The organism is Streptomyces sp. NPDC012637 (assembly GCF_042954805.1).
Classification (GTDB): Bacteria; Actinomycetota; Actinomycetes; order Streptomycetales; family Streptomycetaceae; genus Streptomyces.
Genome location: NZ_JBIBDS010000001.1, coordinates 354500 through 370808, shown reverse-complemented (window position 1 = coordinate 370808; position 16309 = coordinate 354500). Strand labels below are relative to the sequence as shown.

15 protein-coding genes are annotated in these 16309 nt (G+C 74.7%); 11 read left to right on the top strand and 4 right to left on the bottom strand.

Annotated features, from left to right (window positions below; translation table 11 throughout):
- The first annotated feature begins 51 nt into the window (after positions 1–51).
- The 8 genes from ACFY8W_RS01720 (at position 52) to ACFY8W_RS01685 (ending at position 7818) form a co-directional block, all read left to right on the top strand.
- Positions 52–654, top strand: coding sequence for an HAD-IIIA family hydrolase (locus tag ACFY8W_RS01720; RefSeq protein ID WP_391098864.1), 603 nt, complete (start codon positions 52–54; stop codon positions 652–654).
- Positions 651–1730 carry a glycosyltransferase family 9 protein gene (locus tag ACFY8W_RS01715; protein ID WP_391098861.1) on the top strand — a complete coding sequence of 360 codons (1080 nt, stop codon included), beginning with the start codon at positions 651–653 and terminating at the stop codon, positions 1728–1730. The genes ACFY8W_RS01720 and ACFY8W_RS01715 overlap by 4 nt, the downstream gene beginning before the upstream one ends.
- A complete protein-coding gene (locus tag ACFY8W_RS01710; RefSeq protein WP_391098858.1) occupies positions 1727–2680 on the top strand; it encodes a glycosyltransferase in 954 nt (317 codons plus the stop codon). Before ACFY8W_RS01715 ends, ACFY8W_RS01710 begins: the two co-directional genes overlap by 4 nt.
- On the top strand, positions 2677–3948 hold the full coding sequence (locus ACFY8W_RS01705) for a glycosyltransferase (RefSeq protein WP_391098855.1): 1272 nt from the start codon (positions 2677–2679) through the stop codon (positions 3946–3948). Before ACFY8W_RS01710 ends, ACFY8W_RS01705 begins: the two co-directional genes overlap by 4 nt.
- 142 nt (positions 3949–4090) lie before the next feature.
- The gene (locus ACFY8W_RS01700; RefSeq protein WP_391098852.1) at positions 4091–4747 is read left to right on the top strand and encodes an SIS domain-containing protein; all 657 of its coding nucleotides are present in this window, start codon (positions 4091–4093) and stop codon (positions 4745–4747) included.
- Positions 4744–6141, top strand: a complete 1398-nt coding sequence (gene rfaE2 / locus ACFY8W_RS01695) for a D-glycero-beta-D-manno-heptose 1-phosphate adenylyltransferase (protein WP_391098849.1) — start codon at positions 4744–4746, stop codon at positions 6139–6141. The genes ACFY8W_RS01700 and rfaE2 overlap by 4 nt, the downstream gene beginning before the upstream one ends.
- Positions 6142–6572: 431 nt before the next feature.
- A complete protein-coding gene (locus tag ACFY8W_RS01690) occupies positions 6573–7022 on the top strand; it encodes a hypothetical protein (protein ID WP_391098846.1) in 450 nt (149 codons plus the stop codon).
- Positions 7023–7104: 82 nt separating this feature from the next.
- On the top strand, positions 7105–7818 hold the full coding sequence (locus tag ACFY8W_RS01685) for a DUF6766 family protein (protein ID WP_391098844.1): 714 nt from the start codon (positions 7105–7107) through the stop codon (positions 7816–7818).
- A 26-nt stretch (positions 7819–7844) separates the two neighbouring features.
- On the opposite strand, the gene ACFY8W_RS01680 is transcribed toward ACFY8W_RS01685, so the two are convergent.
- A complete protein-coding gene (locus tag ACFY8W_RS01680) occupies positions 7845–9392 on the bottom strand; it encodes an FAD-dependent oxidoreductase (RefSeq protein WP_391098841.1) in 1548 nt (515 codons plus the stop codon).
- Between the two features lie 221 nt (positions 9393–9613).
- Here ACFY8W_RS01680 and ACFY8W_RS01675 point away from each other — a divergent pair, with 221 nt between their 5' ends.
- Positions 9614–9799: a hypothetical protein gene (locus ACFY8W_RS01675; RefSeq protein WP_391098839.1), complete on the top strand. Its 186-nt coding sequence runs from the start codon at positions 9614–9616 to the stop codon at positions 9797–9799.
- Between the two features lie 28 nt (positions 9800–9827).
- Here the strand turns inward: ACFY8W_RS01675 and ACFY8W_RS01670 are convergent, their stop codons facing one another.
- Positions 9828–11087 (bottom strand): MFS transporter, encoded by a 1260-nt coding sequence (locus tag ACFY8W_RS01670; protein WP_391098837.1) that lies wholly within the window; start codon positions 11085–11087, stop codon positions 9828–9830.
- Positions 11088–11557: 470 nt separating this feature from the next.
- Here ACFY8W_RS01670 and ACFY8W_RS01665 point away from each other — a divergent pair, with 470 nt between their 5' ends.
- Together ACFY8W_RS01665 and ACFY8W_RS01660 are read left to right on the top strand one after the other, a co-directional pair.
- Positions 11558–12304, top strand: coding sequence for an SDR family NAD(P)-dependent oxidoreductase (locus ACFY8W_RS01665; RefSeq protein WP_391098834.1), 747 nt, complete (start codon positions 11558–11560; stop codon positions 12302–12304).
- A complete protein-coding gene (locus ACFY8W_RS01660; RefSeq protein WP_391098832.1) occupies positions 12301–13353 on the top strand; it encodes a glycosyltransferase family 9 protein in 1053 nt (350 codons plus the stop codon). The genes ACFY8W_RS01665 and ACFY8W_RS01660 overlap by 4 nt, the downstream gene beginning before the upstream one ends.
- 272 nt (positions 13354–13625) lie before the next feature.
- Here the strand turns inward: ACFY8W_RS01660 and yicI are convergent, their stop codons facing one another.
- The gene (yicI, locus tag ACFY8W_RS01655; protein WP_391098830.1) at positions 13626–15908 is read right to left on the bottom strand and encodes an alpha-xylosidase; all 2283 of its coding nucleotides are present in this window, start codon (positions 15906–15908) and stop codon (positions 13626–13628) included.
- The gene (locus ACFY8W_RS01650) at positions 15905–16237 is read right to left on the bottom strand and encodes a hypothetical protein (protein WP_391098827.1); all 333 of its coding nucleotides are present in this window, start codon (positions 16235–16237) and stop codon (positions 15905–15907) included. Before ACFY8W_RS01650 ends, yicI begins: the two co-directional genes overlap by 4 nt.
- Between the last annotated feature and the right edge of the window lie 72 nt (positions 16238–16309).

Here is a 16309-nt window from a genome sequence, read left to right as displayed (position 1 = left end):
CACACAGGACGACGCCCCGATGCCGGAGCGTGGCCCTCGGACGGCCCTTGGGTGTGGGACGGCCCCCGCGCGGCCCGGCCCCGCGGCGGGCCCCGCGCCGCCGACCGGCTGCCGGAAGCGGTCCTCTTCGACCGCGACGGCACCCTCGTCGTCGACGTCCCCTACAACGGAGACCCCGACCGCGTGACCCCCATGCCGTCCGCCCGCGCCGCGATATCGGCCCTGCGCGACCGGGGCGTTCCCGTCGGCGTCGTCAGCAACCAGTCCGGCGTCGGCCGCGGGCTGCTGACGCCCAGCCAGGTGGAAGCCGTACGCCGGACCATCGACGCCCTGTTCGGGCCGTTCGACGTGTGGGCGGTGTGTCCGCACGGCCCCGACTCGGGCTGCGGCTGCCGCAAGCCCGCGCCCGGCCTGGTCCTGGCCGCCTGCGAACGGCTCGGCGCGGACCCCGGCCGCAGCGTCGTCGTCGGCGACATCGGTGCCGACGTGCGGGCCGCCGAGGCAGCCGGAGCGTGGGGCGTCCTCGTACCGACGCCCGTGACGCGGCCCGACGAGATCGCCGCCGCCGCGGACACGGCGCCCGACCTCCTCGGGGCCGTCCGCCTGATCCTGGCGTCCCACGGGCCGCTGCGTGCGAGCGGACCGCCACGATGAGCGCCCCGCGCAGTCTCGTCGTACGCCTCGACAGCGCCGGGGACGTCCTGCTGGCCGGGCCCGCGGTCCGCGCGGTGGCGGCCGGGTCCTCCCACACCACGCTGCTGTGCGGCCCCCAGGGCGTCCCGGCGGCCCGGCTCCTGCCGGGCGTGGACGAGGTACTGGTCTACGCCGCCCCCTGGGTCGGCCTGGAACCGACCCGGACCTCCCGCGAGGAATGCGGACTGCTGGTGGACGCCTTGGCCGCCCGCCGCTTCGACCGGGGCGTGATCCTGGTGTCCTACCACCAGAGCCCGCTGCCGGCCGCCCTGCTGCTCGCCCTCGCGGGTGTGGAACGCGTCGCCGCGGACTGCGAGGAGTACCCCGGCTCCCTGCTGGACCTCAGACACCGTCGGCTGCCCGGCCGGCACGAGGCCGAAGCCGCGCTCGACCTCGTCCGCGCCTTCGGCTACCGCCTGCCCGCCGGGGACGACGGCTCGCTGGCGATCACCCCGTTCCCCGACTCGACCCGGCTCACGGGCCCCGAACCGTACGTGGTGCTGCACCCGGGGGCCGCGGTCGCCTCACGCAGGTGGAGCGCGGGCCGGGCGGCCCGGGTCGCGGCGGCCCTGCACGGGGCGGGGCACCGGGTGGTCGTCACCGGCAGCCGGGCGGAGAGGGAACTGACCGCCGAGGTGGCGGGCCGCCACAGCCTCGACCTGGGCGGCGCCACGACCGACCTGCACGAACTGGCGGGCGTCCTCGCGGGCGCCGGGGTCGTCGTGACCGGCAACACGGGTCCGATGCACCTGGCGTGCGCCGTGGGCACCCCGGTGGTCTGCGTCTTCGCTCCCGTGGTCCCGGCCGAGCGGTGGCGTCCGTACCACGTCCCCCACGCCCTGCTCGGCGATCAGGGCGAGGCCTGCGCCGCCAGCCGGGCCCGCGACTGCCCGGTGTCCGGGCACCCCTGTCTTGACGGCATCGGCGACGACGAGGTGCTGGCGGCCGTGGCCGGGCTCCTCGGGGCCGCGCCCCCGACCGGGGACCCGGTCCCCGCAGCGGGCACCGACGCGAGACACCGAGGAGCAAGCGCATGAACATCCTGCTGTGGCACGTCCACGGTTCGTGGACCACCGCGTTCGTCCAGGGCCCGCACACCTATCTCGTCCCCGTCACGCCGGATCGCGGACCCGACGGACTGGGCCGCGCGCGGACCTTCGCCTGGCCGGACTCGGTCCGCGAGGTCACCCCCGCCGAACTGGCCGGGACCCCGGTGGACCTCGTCGTCCTGCAACGGCCCCACGAGGCGGCACTCGCCGAACGCTGGCTCCGGCGCCGCCCGGGCCGCGACGTGCCCGCCGTGTACCTGGAACACAACGCGCCGGACGGCGACGTGCCGAACACCCGCCACCCGTGCGCCGACCTGACGCTGGTCCATGTCACGCACTTCAACCGGCTGTTCTGGGACAACGGCACGACGCGCACCGAAGTCGTCGAGCACGGGATCGTCGACCCGGGACACCGCTACACGGGCGCGCTGCCCCGCGCCGCCGTCGTCGTCAACGAGCCCGTCCGCCGGGGCCGCCACACCGGCACGGACCTGCTGCCGGCCCTGGCCCGGTCCGCGCCGCTCGACGTCTTCGGCATGCGGACCGAAGGACTCGCCGAGCACCTGGACCTGCCCCCCGACCGGTGCCGCACCTACGAACTGCCCCAGCAGGACCTGCACGCCGCCATGGCGGAGCGCCGCCTCTACCTCCACCCCGTGCGCTGGACGTCCCTCGGGCTGTCCCTGCTCGAGGCCATGCACCTGGGCATGCCGGTCGTGGCGCTGGCCACCACGGAGGCCGTGGAGGCGGTCCCGCCCGGCACCGGCGTCCTGTCCACCCGGCCCGACGTCCTGGCCCGTGCCGCCCGCCACTACCTCGACGAGCCGGCAGCCGCCGCCGAGGACGGCAGGCGCGCCCGCCAGTCCGCCCTCGGACGCTACGGCCTCAAACGCTTCCTGGCCGACTGGGAGCGCCTGCTGACGGAGGTACGGTCATGACCTCGTCCCGACTGCGGTCGGCCGGTCCCTCCCGCCGCGCCCGGCGACCGCTGTCCCTCGCGCTGGTGTCCGAGCACGCGAGCCCGCTCGCGACCCTGGGCGGAGTCGACGCCGGCGGACAGAACGTGCACGTGGCCTGCCTGGCCGGGGCCCTGGCCGACCGCGGCCACCGGGTGACGGTCTACACCCGGCGCGACGCCCCCGACCTGCCCGAACGCACCGCTCTGCGCCCCGGCGTCATGGTGCACCACGTCCCCGCCGGACCGGCCGAACACCTGCCCAAGGACGAACTGCTGCCGCACATGCGGGAGTTCGCCTGCTACCTCCTCCTCCAATGGCAGCACGGACGACGCCCGGACCTGGTCCATTCGCACTACTGGATGTCGGGGCTCGCCTCCCTCACCGCCGCGCGCGAGCTGTGGCTGCCGATGCTTCACACGTACCACGCGCTCGGCACGGTCAAGAAGAGGCACCAGGGCGGCGCCGACACGAGCCCGCCGTCGCGCATCGGACTGGAACGCGAGATCGGCCTGGGGTGCGACCGCGTGGTGGCCACCTGCCGCGACGAGGTCGCCGAGCTCGAACTGATGGGCGTCCCCGCGGGCAAAGCCGACGTCGTCCCGTGCGGAGTGGACACCGAGAGGTTCCGCCCGGACGGGACGGTCGCCGGACGCGGGACGACCCACCGCCACCGGCTGCTCCAGATCGGCCGGCTGGTGCCGCGCAAGGGCGTGGCCGTCTCCGTCGCCGCGCTCGCCCACCTGCCCGGGGCGGAGCTCGTGATCGCGGGCGGCCCCGAGCCCGGTCTCCTCGACGGCGATCCGGAAGCGCGCCGCCTGCGCGAGCTCGCCCGGACCGCCGGGGTCGCCGACCGCGTGCGCTTCCTCGGCGCGGTCCCGTGCACCGACGTACCCGCCCTGTTGCGCAGTGCCGACGTCGTCCTGTGCCCGGCGGACTACGAGCCGTTCGGCATCGTCCCCCTGGAGGCCATGGCGTGCGGCCGGCCCGTCGTGGCCAGCGCCGTCGGAGGCCAGCTGGACACCGTGGCCGACCGGGAGACCGGACGGCTGGTGCCACCCGGCGACCCCCGCGCACTGGCGGACGCCGTGGCCGGGCTGCTGGCCGATCCCGGCCTGCGCCAGGCGTACGGCGCTGCCGGGCGGCTGCGGGTGACCAGCCGGTACGGCTGGGAACTCGTCGCCGCCGCCACCGAACGGGCCTACCGCTCGGCGCTCGCCCTGCACCTCACCGCCGCCGGGGCGACGTGAGCCCGCCGACGCGCGCCCGCCCCGCCACGGACGGCCTCCGCCGCCCGTCCGGCCCCACCCGACCCGCGGCCCGTCCCGCGCAGTGCCGAAACACGAAGGAGGTGGGGCGCGGTCCGCTCGCCAGAGCGGCCGGCCCGACGTCATGAGCCAGAAACCCGCGCACGCGGCGGCACACCGACACTGCCAGTCGCTCCAGAACGCGCTGCAACGCCTCCGCGCCCAGGGCCTCGACCAGCTCGCCCACTGGGGCGAGCGGCTCGCCGCGGTACTGCCTGCCGGCGGGCGACTGCTCGCCGCCGGGAACGGCGGAAGCGCGGCGCAGGCCCAGCACCTGACCGCCGAACTGGTGGGACGCTACCGCGAGGAGCGCGCAGCCTACTCGGCCATCGCCCTGCACGCCGAGACGTCCAGCATGACGGCCATCGGCAACGACTACGGGTTCGAGCACGTCTTCGCGCGGCAGGTCGCGGCGCACGGCCGCGACGGAGACGTCCTGCTCCTGCTGTCCACCTCCGGTCGCAGCACCAACCTGCTCTCCGCCGCGATGACGGCCCGCGCGGCCGGAGTGGAGGTCTGGGCCCTGACCGGCGCCTCCCCGAATCCGCTCGCGGAGGCCGCCGACCAGGCCCTGTGCATCGACGCGTCCACCACCGCGACCGTGCAGGAGACGCACCTGGTGGCGGTGCATCTGCTCTGCGAATCCTTCGACGCGGCGCTTGCCGCCACGCCCGCCGGCGCCCGGCGCGCCGACGGGAAGACGCCCCGGTCCGAGGCGTCCGTCCTCGGGAGGACCCCGTGACCGGCCCCGGGCCGCTGGTCGTCGTCGGTGACGTCCTTCTCGACCGGGACGTCCGGGGCGTCGTGGACCGGTTGGCGCCCGACGCCCCCGTGCCCGTCGTCGACGTGACCGCCGACCTCGCCCGCCCCGGAGGCGCCGGACTGGCCGCCGCCGTGGCCGCCCGGACGGGCTGTGACGTGGTGCTGGTGACCGCCCTCGGCACCGACGAAGCCAGCGACACGGTCCGCGAGGCACTGCGCGGGCGGGTCCGGCTGGTGGAACTCCCGCTCGACGGAACGCTTCCGGTCAAGACCCGGGTCCTGGCCGGAAGCGGCCCCCTGGTCCGGATCGACCGGGGCGGCGGCACGGTCGGCCCGGTCCCTCCGGACGTCCCCGACGTACTCGCCGGGGCATCGGCCGTCCTCGTCGCCGACTACGGCAGGGGCACCGCCGACGCCCTGCGACCGCTGCTCGCGGACGCGGCCCGGCACGCCCCCGTGGTCTGGGACCCGCACCCGCGCGGCGGTCCGCCGGTGCGCGGCGCCAGGCTGGTGACGCCGAACGCGGCCGAGGCCGCCGCGCTTTCCCCTGGTGACGGGCACGCGCTGGCGGAGCACGCCCGCCGTGGAGCCGAGCTGGCGGAGCGCTGGAACGCCGTCTCGGTCGTCGTGACCCTGGGCGACCGCGGCGCGTTGCTGACCCGTCCGAAGTCCCCGGCACCGATGCTCGTGCCCGTGCCCTACCCGGCCACGGGGGACCCGTGCGGCGCCGGGGACTGCTTCGCGGCCCTCGCGGCCGTCGCCTTCGCCCAGGGCGCGCTGCCCGAGGAAGCGGTACAGCGGGCGGTGGCCGGCGCCGCCGCGTTCGTCGCCGCGGGCGGCGCCTCCGACCCGGACCTGTGGCGCGGCCGGGGGCGGAGCCGGCCCCTGCCCCCGGTCGCCGCGGACGCCTTCGCGCTCGCCCGGAGCGTACGGGCCGCCGGGGGCACCGTGGTCGCCACCGGCGGCTGCTTCGACCTCCTGCACGCCGGCCACGTGGGCCTGCTCGACAGCGCGCGGCGCATCGGCGACTGCCTCGTCGTCTGCGTGAACTCGGACGCCTCGCTGCGGCGTCTGAAGGGACCGGGCCGCCCGCTCACCCCCCTGGAGGACCGCATCAAGGTGCTGGCGGCGCTGGGCAGCGTCGACGCCGTCGTGCCCTTCGAGGAGGACATGCCCCTGACCCTGCTCGATGCGCTGCGGCCCGACGTGTGGGTGAAGGGCGGCGACTACTCGGCCGAGGCCCTGCCGGAAGCCGGACTGCTGCGCCGCTGGGGCGGCCAGACCGTCGTCCTGCCGTACCTCGACGGCCGCTCCACCACCAGCCTCGCCGACCGCGCGGCGCGCGCGGCCGCCGGCGCACGCCGGGCTCCTTGAGCCGGTGCGGCAGCGTGACACCGCGGGCGGGCTCGCCGGGCTCGCCGCCCGCAGTCCCGCTCACCTCGGCGGAGGGCCGGTGCCAGACGCGTTCCAGGACGCCGCGGCCCTCCTCGCCCGGACCGCCGAAGATCCCGGTCTCACGCGTCCACGACAGCGGACCGACCGGTCCGAGCGCGGCGCACCGGGCCCGCTCCGAGGGCCACGGGTCGCGCACCGGCCCGTAGAAGCCGTGGAGGGTGACCCGGCCCCCGTCGTCATGGATGCGCCCGAGGATCCGGCACAGTTCGGTGAGCGCCGTCATGCCGCGCCGCTTCCCGTACGGCGCGGTCGGCCGGTCGGGTGGTGAGGGTACGCCGAGGCTGATGCGGGCACCGACACGGGGCATAGGTGAGGTGCCGTTGCGTGAGCCAGACGTCAGGAGAACGAGGGTGACCCGAGCCGTACGGAGCGAGGCGTCCCCGGTGAGCGCGGTCCGGGTGCGGGCCCGGCGCGCGCTCTGGGTGTGCGCGGCCGCCGTGCTGGCAGCCGGGTGCGGCGCGCCCGCCGCACGGGTGGACGGAGCGCGGACCGCGGGGGAGGGCTTCGAGCGGGCCCTGGCCGCGGGCGACGACGAGGCGGCCTGCCGACTGCTGGCCCCGGCGACGCTGGAACAGCTCGAGCAGGACGAGGGCAAGGCCTGCGCCGAGGCCCTGGGCGGGGAGGACCTCCCGAAAGCGGGCGCGGTGCGGGCCACCGAGGTCTACGGAAGGCAGGCCCTGCTGCGCCTGGACGGCGACACGCTGTTCCTGTCGCGGTTCGACGCCGGCTGGCGGGTGGTCGCGGCCGGCTGCTCCCCGCAGGGCGAGCGGCCCTACCAATGCGTGCTGAAGGGCGGCTGAGGATGCGCTTCCTGTTCGTGACCTGCCTTGTCGTGGTGGTGGGCGGGCTCGGCTACTTCATCGCGATCGGAGCGATGCACTGGTGAGCGGGAAGGGAGGCGAGGAGCGCGCGGCGCGACGGCGCGGCGGTTTCTGGCGGGACAACAGCCTCACCCTGGCCTTCGGCTCGGCGTTCCTGCTGGTACTCCTCGGGCAGGCACTCGCCGGGCTCGCCGACTTCAACGAGCAGCTCACCGTGGACGGGCTCCAGCGGATCGGTCTGGGCGAGTACGTGACCACCTCCGACTTCGCCGTCGACGTCACCGAGAACTGGCAGTCGGAGTTCCTCCAGTTCTTCCTCTACATCTTCGGCACGGTCTGGCTCGTCCAACGCGGTTCCCCCGAGTCCAAGGAACTCCACAAGATCGGTACGGAATCCGAGCAGGAGCAGCGCATGGGCGACCACGCCGGGAGCGCGTCGCCCCGCTGGGCCGGTACCAAGGACTGGCGCCAGCGGGTGTACTCCCGTTCCCTGGGGCTCGTCATGGGCAGCCTGTTCATCGGGTCCTGGTTCGCCCAGTCGATCGACGGCATGGCGGCGTACGACGAGCAGCAGCTGCGCCGGCTCCAGGACCCGGTCGGCTGGGGCGACTACCTCGCGCTGCCCGACTTCTGGAACCGCACCCTGCAGAACTGGCAGTCCGAGCTCCTCGCGGTCGCCGCCATGGTCATCCTCTCCGTCTACCTGCGCCAGCGCGGCTCACCGGAGTCCAAGCCCGTCGGCGCCCCCCACAGCTCGACCGGCGTCGAGGGGTGACCCGGGCCGGGCGGCGTCCGTCCGGGTCAGAGGTCCGGCGGATCCCGCCGTTCCAGCGGGCGCAGGGCCGGGCCCTGGAGGACCTCGCCGTCGACGCCGAAGCGTGAGCCGTGGCAGGGGCACTCCCAGGTGCGCTCGGCATTGTTGAAGGCGACCAGGCAGCCCATGTGGGTGCAGACGGCCGACACGGCGTGCAGCTCTCCCCGGTCGTCACGGTGGACGGCGCAGGGCCCGCCTCCCGCCCGGACCACAGTGCCCTCGCCCGGAGCCAGCGCCCCGACGGGACCGTGCGTACCGTTGCCCAGGGCGTCCAGGCGGTCCTTGACGAAGTGCTTGGCGGTGTCCCACTGCGCCTTCAGGAACGTGGACGGCGACCCGAGGACGGCACCCGAGCGGCCGGGGGCGTACAGATCCGCCCACGGCTCCCGGGCCTCCGTGACGAGGGAGGCGATCAGCCGTCCGGCCATGACCCCGCCGGTCATGCCCCACCCGGCGAACCCGGTGGCGACGTAGACGTTCTCGCCGCCACCACGCATCCGGCCGACAAGGGGCAGGCCGTCGACGGAGGAGTTGTCCTGCGCCGCCCACCGGTGGCTCACCTCGAATCCGGGGAAGCGCTCCTGCGCCCACGACCGCAGACGGTCGTACCCGGCCTCCGTGTCAGCGCGTGTGCCGGGTGTGAAGGCCTCTCCCGTGACGATCAGCAGCCGGCGGTCGCCGTCGCCGAGGGGCGTCGTGCGGACGGACCGCTTGCCGCCCTCCCTGGTGATGTACATGCCCTGAGGATCCCGGCCGGCGGGGAGCGGGCCCGCGATCACCAGGTCGCGGTGCTGGGTGAGCCGTGTGGCGAGGACGGCGTGGTCGAAGACCGGGTGGTGGGTGGCCACGACCACGTGACGGGCACGGACGGTGCAGCCGGAGGAGGTCGTCACGCGGCACGGATCGCCCCCGTCCACCCCGGTGACGCGCGTGTTCTCGTGGACGCGGCCGCCACGTACGACGAGGTCCTCCACGACTCCCCGCAGGTACGCGAGGGGATGGAACTGGGCCTGGTCCTCGACCCGGACGGCGCCCGCGACCGGGTACGGCAGGCCGGTCTCGGTGACGAACGACGCGTCGAGCCCCGCCGCCCGGGCCGCCTCGGCCTCGGCGCGCAGCGCGTCGACCCCGTCGGGTTCTTCGCAATAGGTGAGGGCCGGCCGGCGCTCCAGGTCACAGTCGATGCCGAGGCCCGCGGCCGTCTCCACGATGTACCGCAGCGCCGCGCTCTGCGACGCCGCGTAGAGACGGGCCGCGTCCTCCCCGTGCCGGGTGCTCAGCGTGTCGTAGACGGTGGTGTGCAGGGCGGTGATCTTGCCGGTGGTGTGGCCCGTCACGCCTGCGGCGAGCCGATCGGCCTCCAGCAGTGCCACGCTCAGACCGGCGCGGGCGAGTTCCCAGGCCGCGCTGAGCCCTGCGATGCCCCCGCCGATGACGGCCGCGTCCGCCTCGGCGTCGGTGGTCAGCGGAGCGAAGGACGGCAACTCGGCCGTCTCCATCCAGTAGGACCGGGTGTGGTCGGGTGTCGGATTCATGTCCGGCGACTGCCCGGGAAGCCGTCCGCGATGCGCGGCCCCGGCGCGACCGACGGGGCGTCGGCGCGCAAGGCCGGCGGCAGGAGTGGCGCGGGAGCGAGCGGGTAGCGGCCCGGCAGGGACCAGGACCGAGCCTCGCCCGGGAGGGCGAACGCCGGCGGGGCCGGTGGGGACCACTGGACCGCCACTGAAGCAGCACACACCGAAAGGGGCAGGAGACCATGGGTGACGCCCAGGAACCGGAAGCGCGCCGCAGCGGAAAGGGCGCAGCCACCCCACAGGAGAGCAGGCACCTGAAGGCCGCCGAGCCGCGCCCCTCCCGCAAGGCGGGATCGGGCGGCGGAAAGGAGGACCGGTCGCGGACGGGCGGCTCCAAGCCGCCGGAGCAGCGCCCCGACCATCCGTGACGAACCGACCGACGGCCTCGGCGGAGGCTCAGGCGGCGGTCTCCAGGCCGGCGCGGGCGGGCACGGCAGCGTCCGCCACCCGCGCGGGCGTGATCCGACGCGGCCCGCGGCCGCGCAGGAAGTAGCCCGCCGCCACCGCCGCGGTCACGATCAACCCGCCGCCCACGAGAGCGGCACGTACGCCCGCCAGCTCCATCATCAGGCCCAGCGCGGGCGGCGCCGCCAGCCCCCACACGGTGCGGATGCTGGACCAGGCCCCGAGGACCCGGCCCCGCATCCGGGCCGGGGGATCCGTCTGGAGGACCGTGGACTGGGCGGTGTCCGAGACGGACTCCGCCACCGCCATCGGCAGGACCAGGACCAGCAGCAGGGCCAGCGAGGGGGAGAGGCCGGCCAGCACCTGGAGCAGTGCGCCGGCGACCGTCAGAACACCCACCAGCCGGACGCCGGGCCTGCGCAGCCGCGCCCCGAGGACGGCGCCGACGATGCCGCCGACGGCGAGGACGGTGGACACCTTGCTGAACGATTCCGCGGTCCCCGCGAGCGGCCCGGTGACCAACACCACCAGCGTCAGCGAGTAGTTGCGGCCGAACAGTGCGCTGATGCCGTTGAGGCCGGCGAGCGCGACCAGCCGGGGACGCCGCATGAAGAACGCCAGGCCCTCACGGGCGGTCAGGGCCGCTTCCTCCGTCCGCTCGGACGGCGTGTCCGCCCCGCCGCCCGGCGCCTCGGGCCCGGACGTGCGCGCCGCCCTGAGGAACGGGATCACACAGGCCACGAACAGGAACGACAGGCCGTTCGCGGCGTAGGCCGCCGACGTGCCGAGGAGACCCACGGCGACACCGGCGAGCGCGGCGCCCACCAGCCGGCCCGCGCTGTGGACGAGCGAGCCCACCCCGATCGCGGAGGGCACGTCCTCCGTACGGACGAGATCGTTGCCCAGCAGCGCGCAGGCGGGCCCGTCGACCGTGGCGATCAGCCCGGTCACGGCGGCCAGGACCAGCAGCACCGGCAGGTCGAGCCCATCCATGGCCACCAGGACCGCCGTCACCAGGGCCACGGCCCCCAGCAGCGCCTGGCCCACGGCGGCGGTCAGCTTCCGGGGCCACCGGTCGACCACGGTGCCGCCCATGAGGCCGAACAGCAGCCCGGGCGCGGCCTGCACGGACACGGACAGACCGGTCGCCGCGGCCGAACCGGTGATCTGCAGTACGAGCAGGTTCTGGACCGTCAGCTGCATCCACGTACCGGCGTTGGACACGAAGTTGGCGACGGCCCACCAGCGCATGCTGCGGTAGCGGAGGGATCGCCACGGCGACCGCGACGCGGCGGCGGGCACGGCGGAGGACACGGAGCGAGACACAGGCGAAGACCCTGGAGCACGGAAGACGGCGGAACGGAGGGAGACCGGGAGAGCACACCGCCGCTGCGCACCGGCGCTCGACAGAGGGGGAAACGGTCCCGGACCATGCTGGCAGACCGCGCGGGGGCCTCGCCGTGACCGGTTCCTCCGCCGCCCGGCGCACCGGCCGGCAACCCTTGGCGCGCCCGGCATCCACGCCACCCCGTGGGCTTGCTCACACCATCGGCCGCCGTGCCGCCGGCACCTCAGCCTGCGGTCCCCGTCACACCGATTGCGGCCTTGTGGTCTAACCCGGCGTGCCGTGCGGCCCACCCGTGGTGACAGTGACGGTGAAGCGGCCGACCCGGGCGACAGGACTCCGGACCGGCCGGAGCCCCCCGACGGAAGGCATGCGGATGAGCGGCGCGGCGTACACGGACCTGAGCGGCAAACAGGCGCTGGTCACCGGCGGGGGCCGCGGCCTGGGGGCGGCCGTCTGCCGCCGCCTGGCCACGGCCGGAGCCTCGGTCCTCGTGGCAGACGTACGGCAGGACCTGGCGAAGGAACGGTGCGAGGAGCTCACCGCCCAGGGTCTCAGCGCCCGTCCCGTGCTCCTCGACGTCTGTGACCCCGGCGCGGTCGCCGACGTGTTCCGGGACGTGGACGAGGCCGGCCGGCGCGTGGACATCCTCGTCAACAACGCCGCCGTGGACGTTTCGAAATCGGCCGAGCACCTCACCGCGGACGAGGTCAATCGCGTCGTGAGCACCAATCTGCTCGGCCCGATGTACCTGTGCCTGGAGGCGTATCGCCGCATGGTGAGCCAGGGCGGCGGGCACATCGTGAACATCCTCTCCACCGCGGCCAACCGGACCTGGACGGAAGCCGGCCCCTACGCGGCGAGCAAGTCGGGACTCCGCGCCTTCACCCACACCCTCTTCAAGGAGGCCCAGCGCGACTGCGAGGGCATCGGGGTGACGGGGATCATCGCGGGCGGCATGGAGACCGCCTTCATCCTGGAGCGGTTCCCCGACGCCGACGTCTCCCTGCTCCAGAGCCCGGAGATCGTCGCCGACACCGTGCTGTACGCCCTTTCCGTGCCGAGCGGCAGCGCCCTCGGGGAGCTGGTCGTGGTACCGCGCAGGGAACCGTCCTGGCCGTGAGCCCGGAGACCGACTCCGCCGGGACCACGCCCACGGGCGCGCCCCGCGGCGGGCCCCGGGTGCTGGTGCTGCGGGCCCTGGGGCTCGGTGACCTGCTGACCGCGGTGCCGTGTCTGCGGGCGCTGCGCCGGAGCGTCCCGGAGGGCGAGATCGTGCTGGCCGCCCCCGGCCGTCTGACGACCGCCGTCAAGGCGACGGGCCTGGTCGACCGGCTGCTGCCCACCGTCGCCCCCGGCCGGGCGGTGCCCACCGGACTCGGCTGGACGGGCCCGCCCCCCGACGTCGCCGTGGACCTGCACGGCAACGGACCGCCGAGCCACCTGCTCCTCCAGCGTCTGCGGCCGGGGCGGCTCCTGGCCTTCCGGCACGCCCGGACGCCGGGCATCGCCGGGCCCGAATGGCGGCCGGACGAGCACGAACGCGACCGCTGGTGCCGACTGCTGCGCTGGTACGGGATCGATGCCGACCCCGCCGATCTCGGCATCCCCCGCCCCGCGTGCCCGTCGCCCGCTCCCGGTGCCGTCGTCATCCACCCCGGCGCCGACTCGGGAGCCCGCCGCTGGCCCGTGGAGCGGTTCGCGGCCGTGGCGCGGGCCCTGGACCGCGCGGGGCACCGCGTGGTCGTCACGGCGGGGGCAGGGGAGCGACGGCTGGGCCGTCGGCTGGCGGCCGACGCCGGGCTCCCGCCGACAGCCGTGCTGGGAGGAGCACGGGACGTCCCCTTCCCCCAGCTGTGCGCCCTGGTGGCCGACGCACGCTGCGTCGTCGTCGGGGACACGGGGCTGGCCCACCTGGCCACCGCACTCGGAACTCCGTCCGTCGTTCTGTTCGGCCCGGTCGCGCCGCGCCTCTGGGGACCCCCGCAGGGGACCCGGCACCGCGTCCTGTGGCGGCCGGGGGCCGGCGAGGACCCGCTGCGGCCGGGGGACGCCCACGGCCGGCGGCCCGACGCCCGGCTCCTGCGGATCACGGTGGACGAGGTGGTGGAACAGGTGGAGTCGCTGCTCGGCCGTCCGACGGGTGCCGGTGCTCTTGCCCAGGGCCCGTGACCGTCAGGAGGAAAGCGGGAGGTCGGCCCAGACGGTCTTGCCGCCGTCCCCGGGCCGGGTTCCCCGGTCAAAGGAGAGGCGGTCGACGATGAAGAGACCGTGGCCCCGATGGAGTCGGGCCGGTCGGTGACCGGGCCCTGTTCGCAGCGCAGGCGCACGGGCGTCGACCCGCGGAAGCGGTGCGGCGAGGTCTCGGTTGGCGGGCATCGACGCGTCGGCGAGGAAACGCGCCCAGGGCGGGGCCCGGCCGAGGCCCCACCGCGGCGGGCGGTTCAGACCGGGTACGGCAGGTCGGCCTCGGCGGTGTCGGCCGGCCAGGTGAGCAGGGTGCCGTCGGGGCCGCCGATGCGCAGCTGCCAGGGGTGCGGGCTGTCGGTGGTCACCTGGATCCGGTCGCCGGTGCGGCGCAGGTGGAAGCGGGCGGTCTCGCCGGGGCCGTCGGAGCGCGGGATCACGACGGTGCGCTCGGCGCCGTCGGCGAACGCGTGCACCCGCAGTTCGACACCGTCCGCCCAGGCGGAGACGGGCCGTTGGTCGTCCGCGGCGAGCGGGATGACGGAGTCGGGGCGGGCGAGCAGCGGCAGGGTGTGGAAGTCGTGCTGCTCGCGGACCCAGCGGGGGCCGGTGACCTGGGCGCCGGTCAGCACGTGGGTCCAGGTGCCCTCGGGTACGTAGTAGTCGACCGTGCCGTCGTCGCTGAAGACGGGGGCGACGAGCAGGTCGTCGCCGAGCATGTACTGCCGGTCGAGCGTGGCCGCGGCCGGGTCGTCGGGGAACTCCAGCACCATCGCGCGCATCACCGGGACGCCGGTGGCGTGCGCCTGCTGCGCGGCGCGCTGGAGGTAGGGCGCGAGGCGGTGCTTGAGCAGGGTGAACTCGCGGGTGACGTCGACGGCCTCGTCGCCGTAGTCCCAGGGGACGCGGTAGGACTTGCTGCCGTGCAGGCGGCTGTGCGAGGAGAGCAGCCCGAACTGCACCCAGCGCTTGAAGACGGTGGGGGTCGGGGTGCCCTCGAAGCCGCCGATGTCGTGGCTCCAGAAGCCGAAGCCGGACAGGCCGAGGGAGAGCCCGCCGCGCAGTGACTCGGCCATGGCGTTGAAGTGGGACTCGCAGTCGCCTCCCCAGTGCACCGGGTACTGCTGCCCGCCGGCGGTGGCGGAGCGGGCGAACAGCAGTGCCTCGCCCTCGCCGCGCACCTCGCGCAGCAGCTCGAAGACGGCCTGGTTGTAGAGGTGCGTGTAGTAGTTGTGCATCCGTTCGGGGTCGGAGCCGTCGTGCCAGACGACGTCGGTGGGGATGCGCTCGCCGAAGTCGGTCTTGAAGCAGTCCACGCCCATGTCGAGGAGGGTGCGGAGCTTGTCGGTGTACCAGTCGCGGGCGGCGGGGTTGGTGAAGTCCACCAGGGCCATGCCGGGCTGCCACAGGTCCCACTGCCACACGCTGCCGTCCGGGCGCCGCACCAGGTGGCCCTCGCGCATGCCCTCCTCGAACAGCGCCGACTTCTGCGCGATGTAGGGGTTGATCCAGGCGGAGATCCGCAGCCCCTGCTCCTTGAGGCGGGTGAGCATGCCGGCCGGGTCGGGGAAGGTGTCGGAGTCCCAGTCGAAGTCGCACCACTGGTAGCCGCGCATCCAGAAGCAGTCGAAGTGGAACACGCTGAGAGGAATGCCGCGTGCGGCCATGCCGCCCACGAAGCGGTTGACGGTGGCCTCGTCGTAGTCGGTGGTGAAGGAGGTGGTCAGCCACAGACCGAGCGCCCAGGCCGGCGGCAGCGCGGGCCGGCCGGAGAGGGCCGTGTAACGCTCGAGGACCTGCTTCGGGGTCGGTCCGTGGACGACGAAGAACTCCAGCGACTGGTCTTCGACACTGAACTGGACCTGGCCGACCGCCTCGGAGCCGACCTCGTAACTCACCTTGCCGGGGTGGTTGACGAAGACCCCGTAGCCGCGGTTCGTCAGGTGGAAGGGGACGTTCTTGTAGGCCTGTTCGCTGCTGGTGCCGCCGTCCGCCTGCCAGATGTCCACGGACTGACCGTTCTTGACGAACGGGGTGAAGCGTTCCCCGAGGCCGTAGACCAGCTCGCCGACGCCCAGGGCGAGCCGGCCCAGCATGTGGTGGCGGCCGTCGGCGTCGGTGACGAAGCCGATGCCGCGCTCGCCCACGGAGGTCAGCACCCGGCCGCCGGCGGAGAACTCGAGGCGCCACGGCTGGGAGGTGTCCACTCGCAGCGACAGCTCACCCGCACCGAGCTCGACCACCGCGCCGTCCCGGCGCACCTTTCCCCCATCCGGTTGCGCGCCGGGCAGTGCGAACTCCGGCCCCCGGTTCACCGAGCCGGCATGGTGGGTGGCGCGTACTCCGATCACGCCTTCGGCCGGCGACCAGCACTCGATCGTCAGCAGCGCGCTGTTGAGCATGCCGCCGCGGCCGCGCACGTGCTTCACCGGCGCGTAGAGGGTTACCCGGTGCTCGTCGGCCCGGACGTCCGCGACCTCGGTGGCGTAGCGCGCGGTCACTCCGGGACGCATCAGCCAGTAGCCGTCGGTGAACTTCATCGGGTGGTTTCCTCCGTCCGCGCGCGGTGCGCGGTGATCAGGCCCCGGTACCAGTGGTGGCTGTCCTTGGGCGTTCGGGTGGGCGTCCACCCCGGCCGCGCCGGCATCCGCGACGGCGGCGAGGTGGTCGGCCGGCGGTGCGGTCGGTCCGTCCAGGTGCGGAAGGAGGCGTCCTCCGGGCGCTCGACGGTCGGCGCGCACGGGTGAAGCAGAGCGATCCGCTCGTCGGGAGTGAGGCGTTGCACCAGGTGGTCGACGCGCCGGTCCCAGGGGATCGCGGGACCGAGGAACGGCCACCGACGCACGGCGGGCTGGGAAGCAGAACCCACGGGAGGGACCCCTCACGAGCTGAGACACGTCAGTGGTGAAGCGCTTCGACGCTGTCACCACCTAAGACACGA

Bases quoted from the DNA above. Each gene is read 5' to 3' on its own strand.
- ACFY8W_RS01680 (WP_391098841.1), bottom strand. From the start codon at position 9,392: ATGAATCCGACACCCGACCACACCCGGTCCTACTGGATGGAGACGGCC.
- ACFY8W_RS01705 (WP_391098855.1), top strand. From the start codon at position 2,677: ATGACCTCGTCCCGACTGCGGTCGGCCGGTCCCTCCCGCCGCGCCCGG.
- ACFY8W_RS01670 (WP_391098837.1), bottom strand. From the start codon at position 11,087: ATGCGCTGGTGGGCCGTCGCCAACTTCGTGTCCAACGCCGGTACGTGG.
- ACFY8W_RS01715 (WP_391098861.1), top strand. From the start codon at position 651: ATGAGCGCCCCGCGCAGTCTCGTCGTACGCCTCGACAGCGCCGGGGAC.
- yicI (WP_391098830.1), bottom strand. From the start codon at position 15,908: ATGAAGTTCACCGACGGCTACTGGCTGATGCGTCCCGGAGTGACCGCG.
- ACFY8W_RS01665 (WP_391098834.1), top strand. From the start codon at position 11,558: ATGAGCGGCGCGGCGTACACGGACCTGAGCGGCAAACAGGCGCTGGTC.
- ACFY8W_RS01675 (WP_391098839.1), top strand. From the start codon at position 9,614: ATGGGTGACGCCCAGGAACCGGAAGCGCGCCGCAGCGGAAAGGGCGCA.
- ACFY8W_RS01700 (WP_391098852.1), top strand. From the start codon at position 4,091: ATGAGCCAGAAACCCGCGCACGCGGCGGCACACCGACACTGCCAGTCG.
- ACFY8W_RS01710 (WP_391098858.1), top strand. From the start codon at position 1,727: ATGAACATCCTGCTGTGGCACGTCCACGGTTCGTGGACCACCGCGTTC.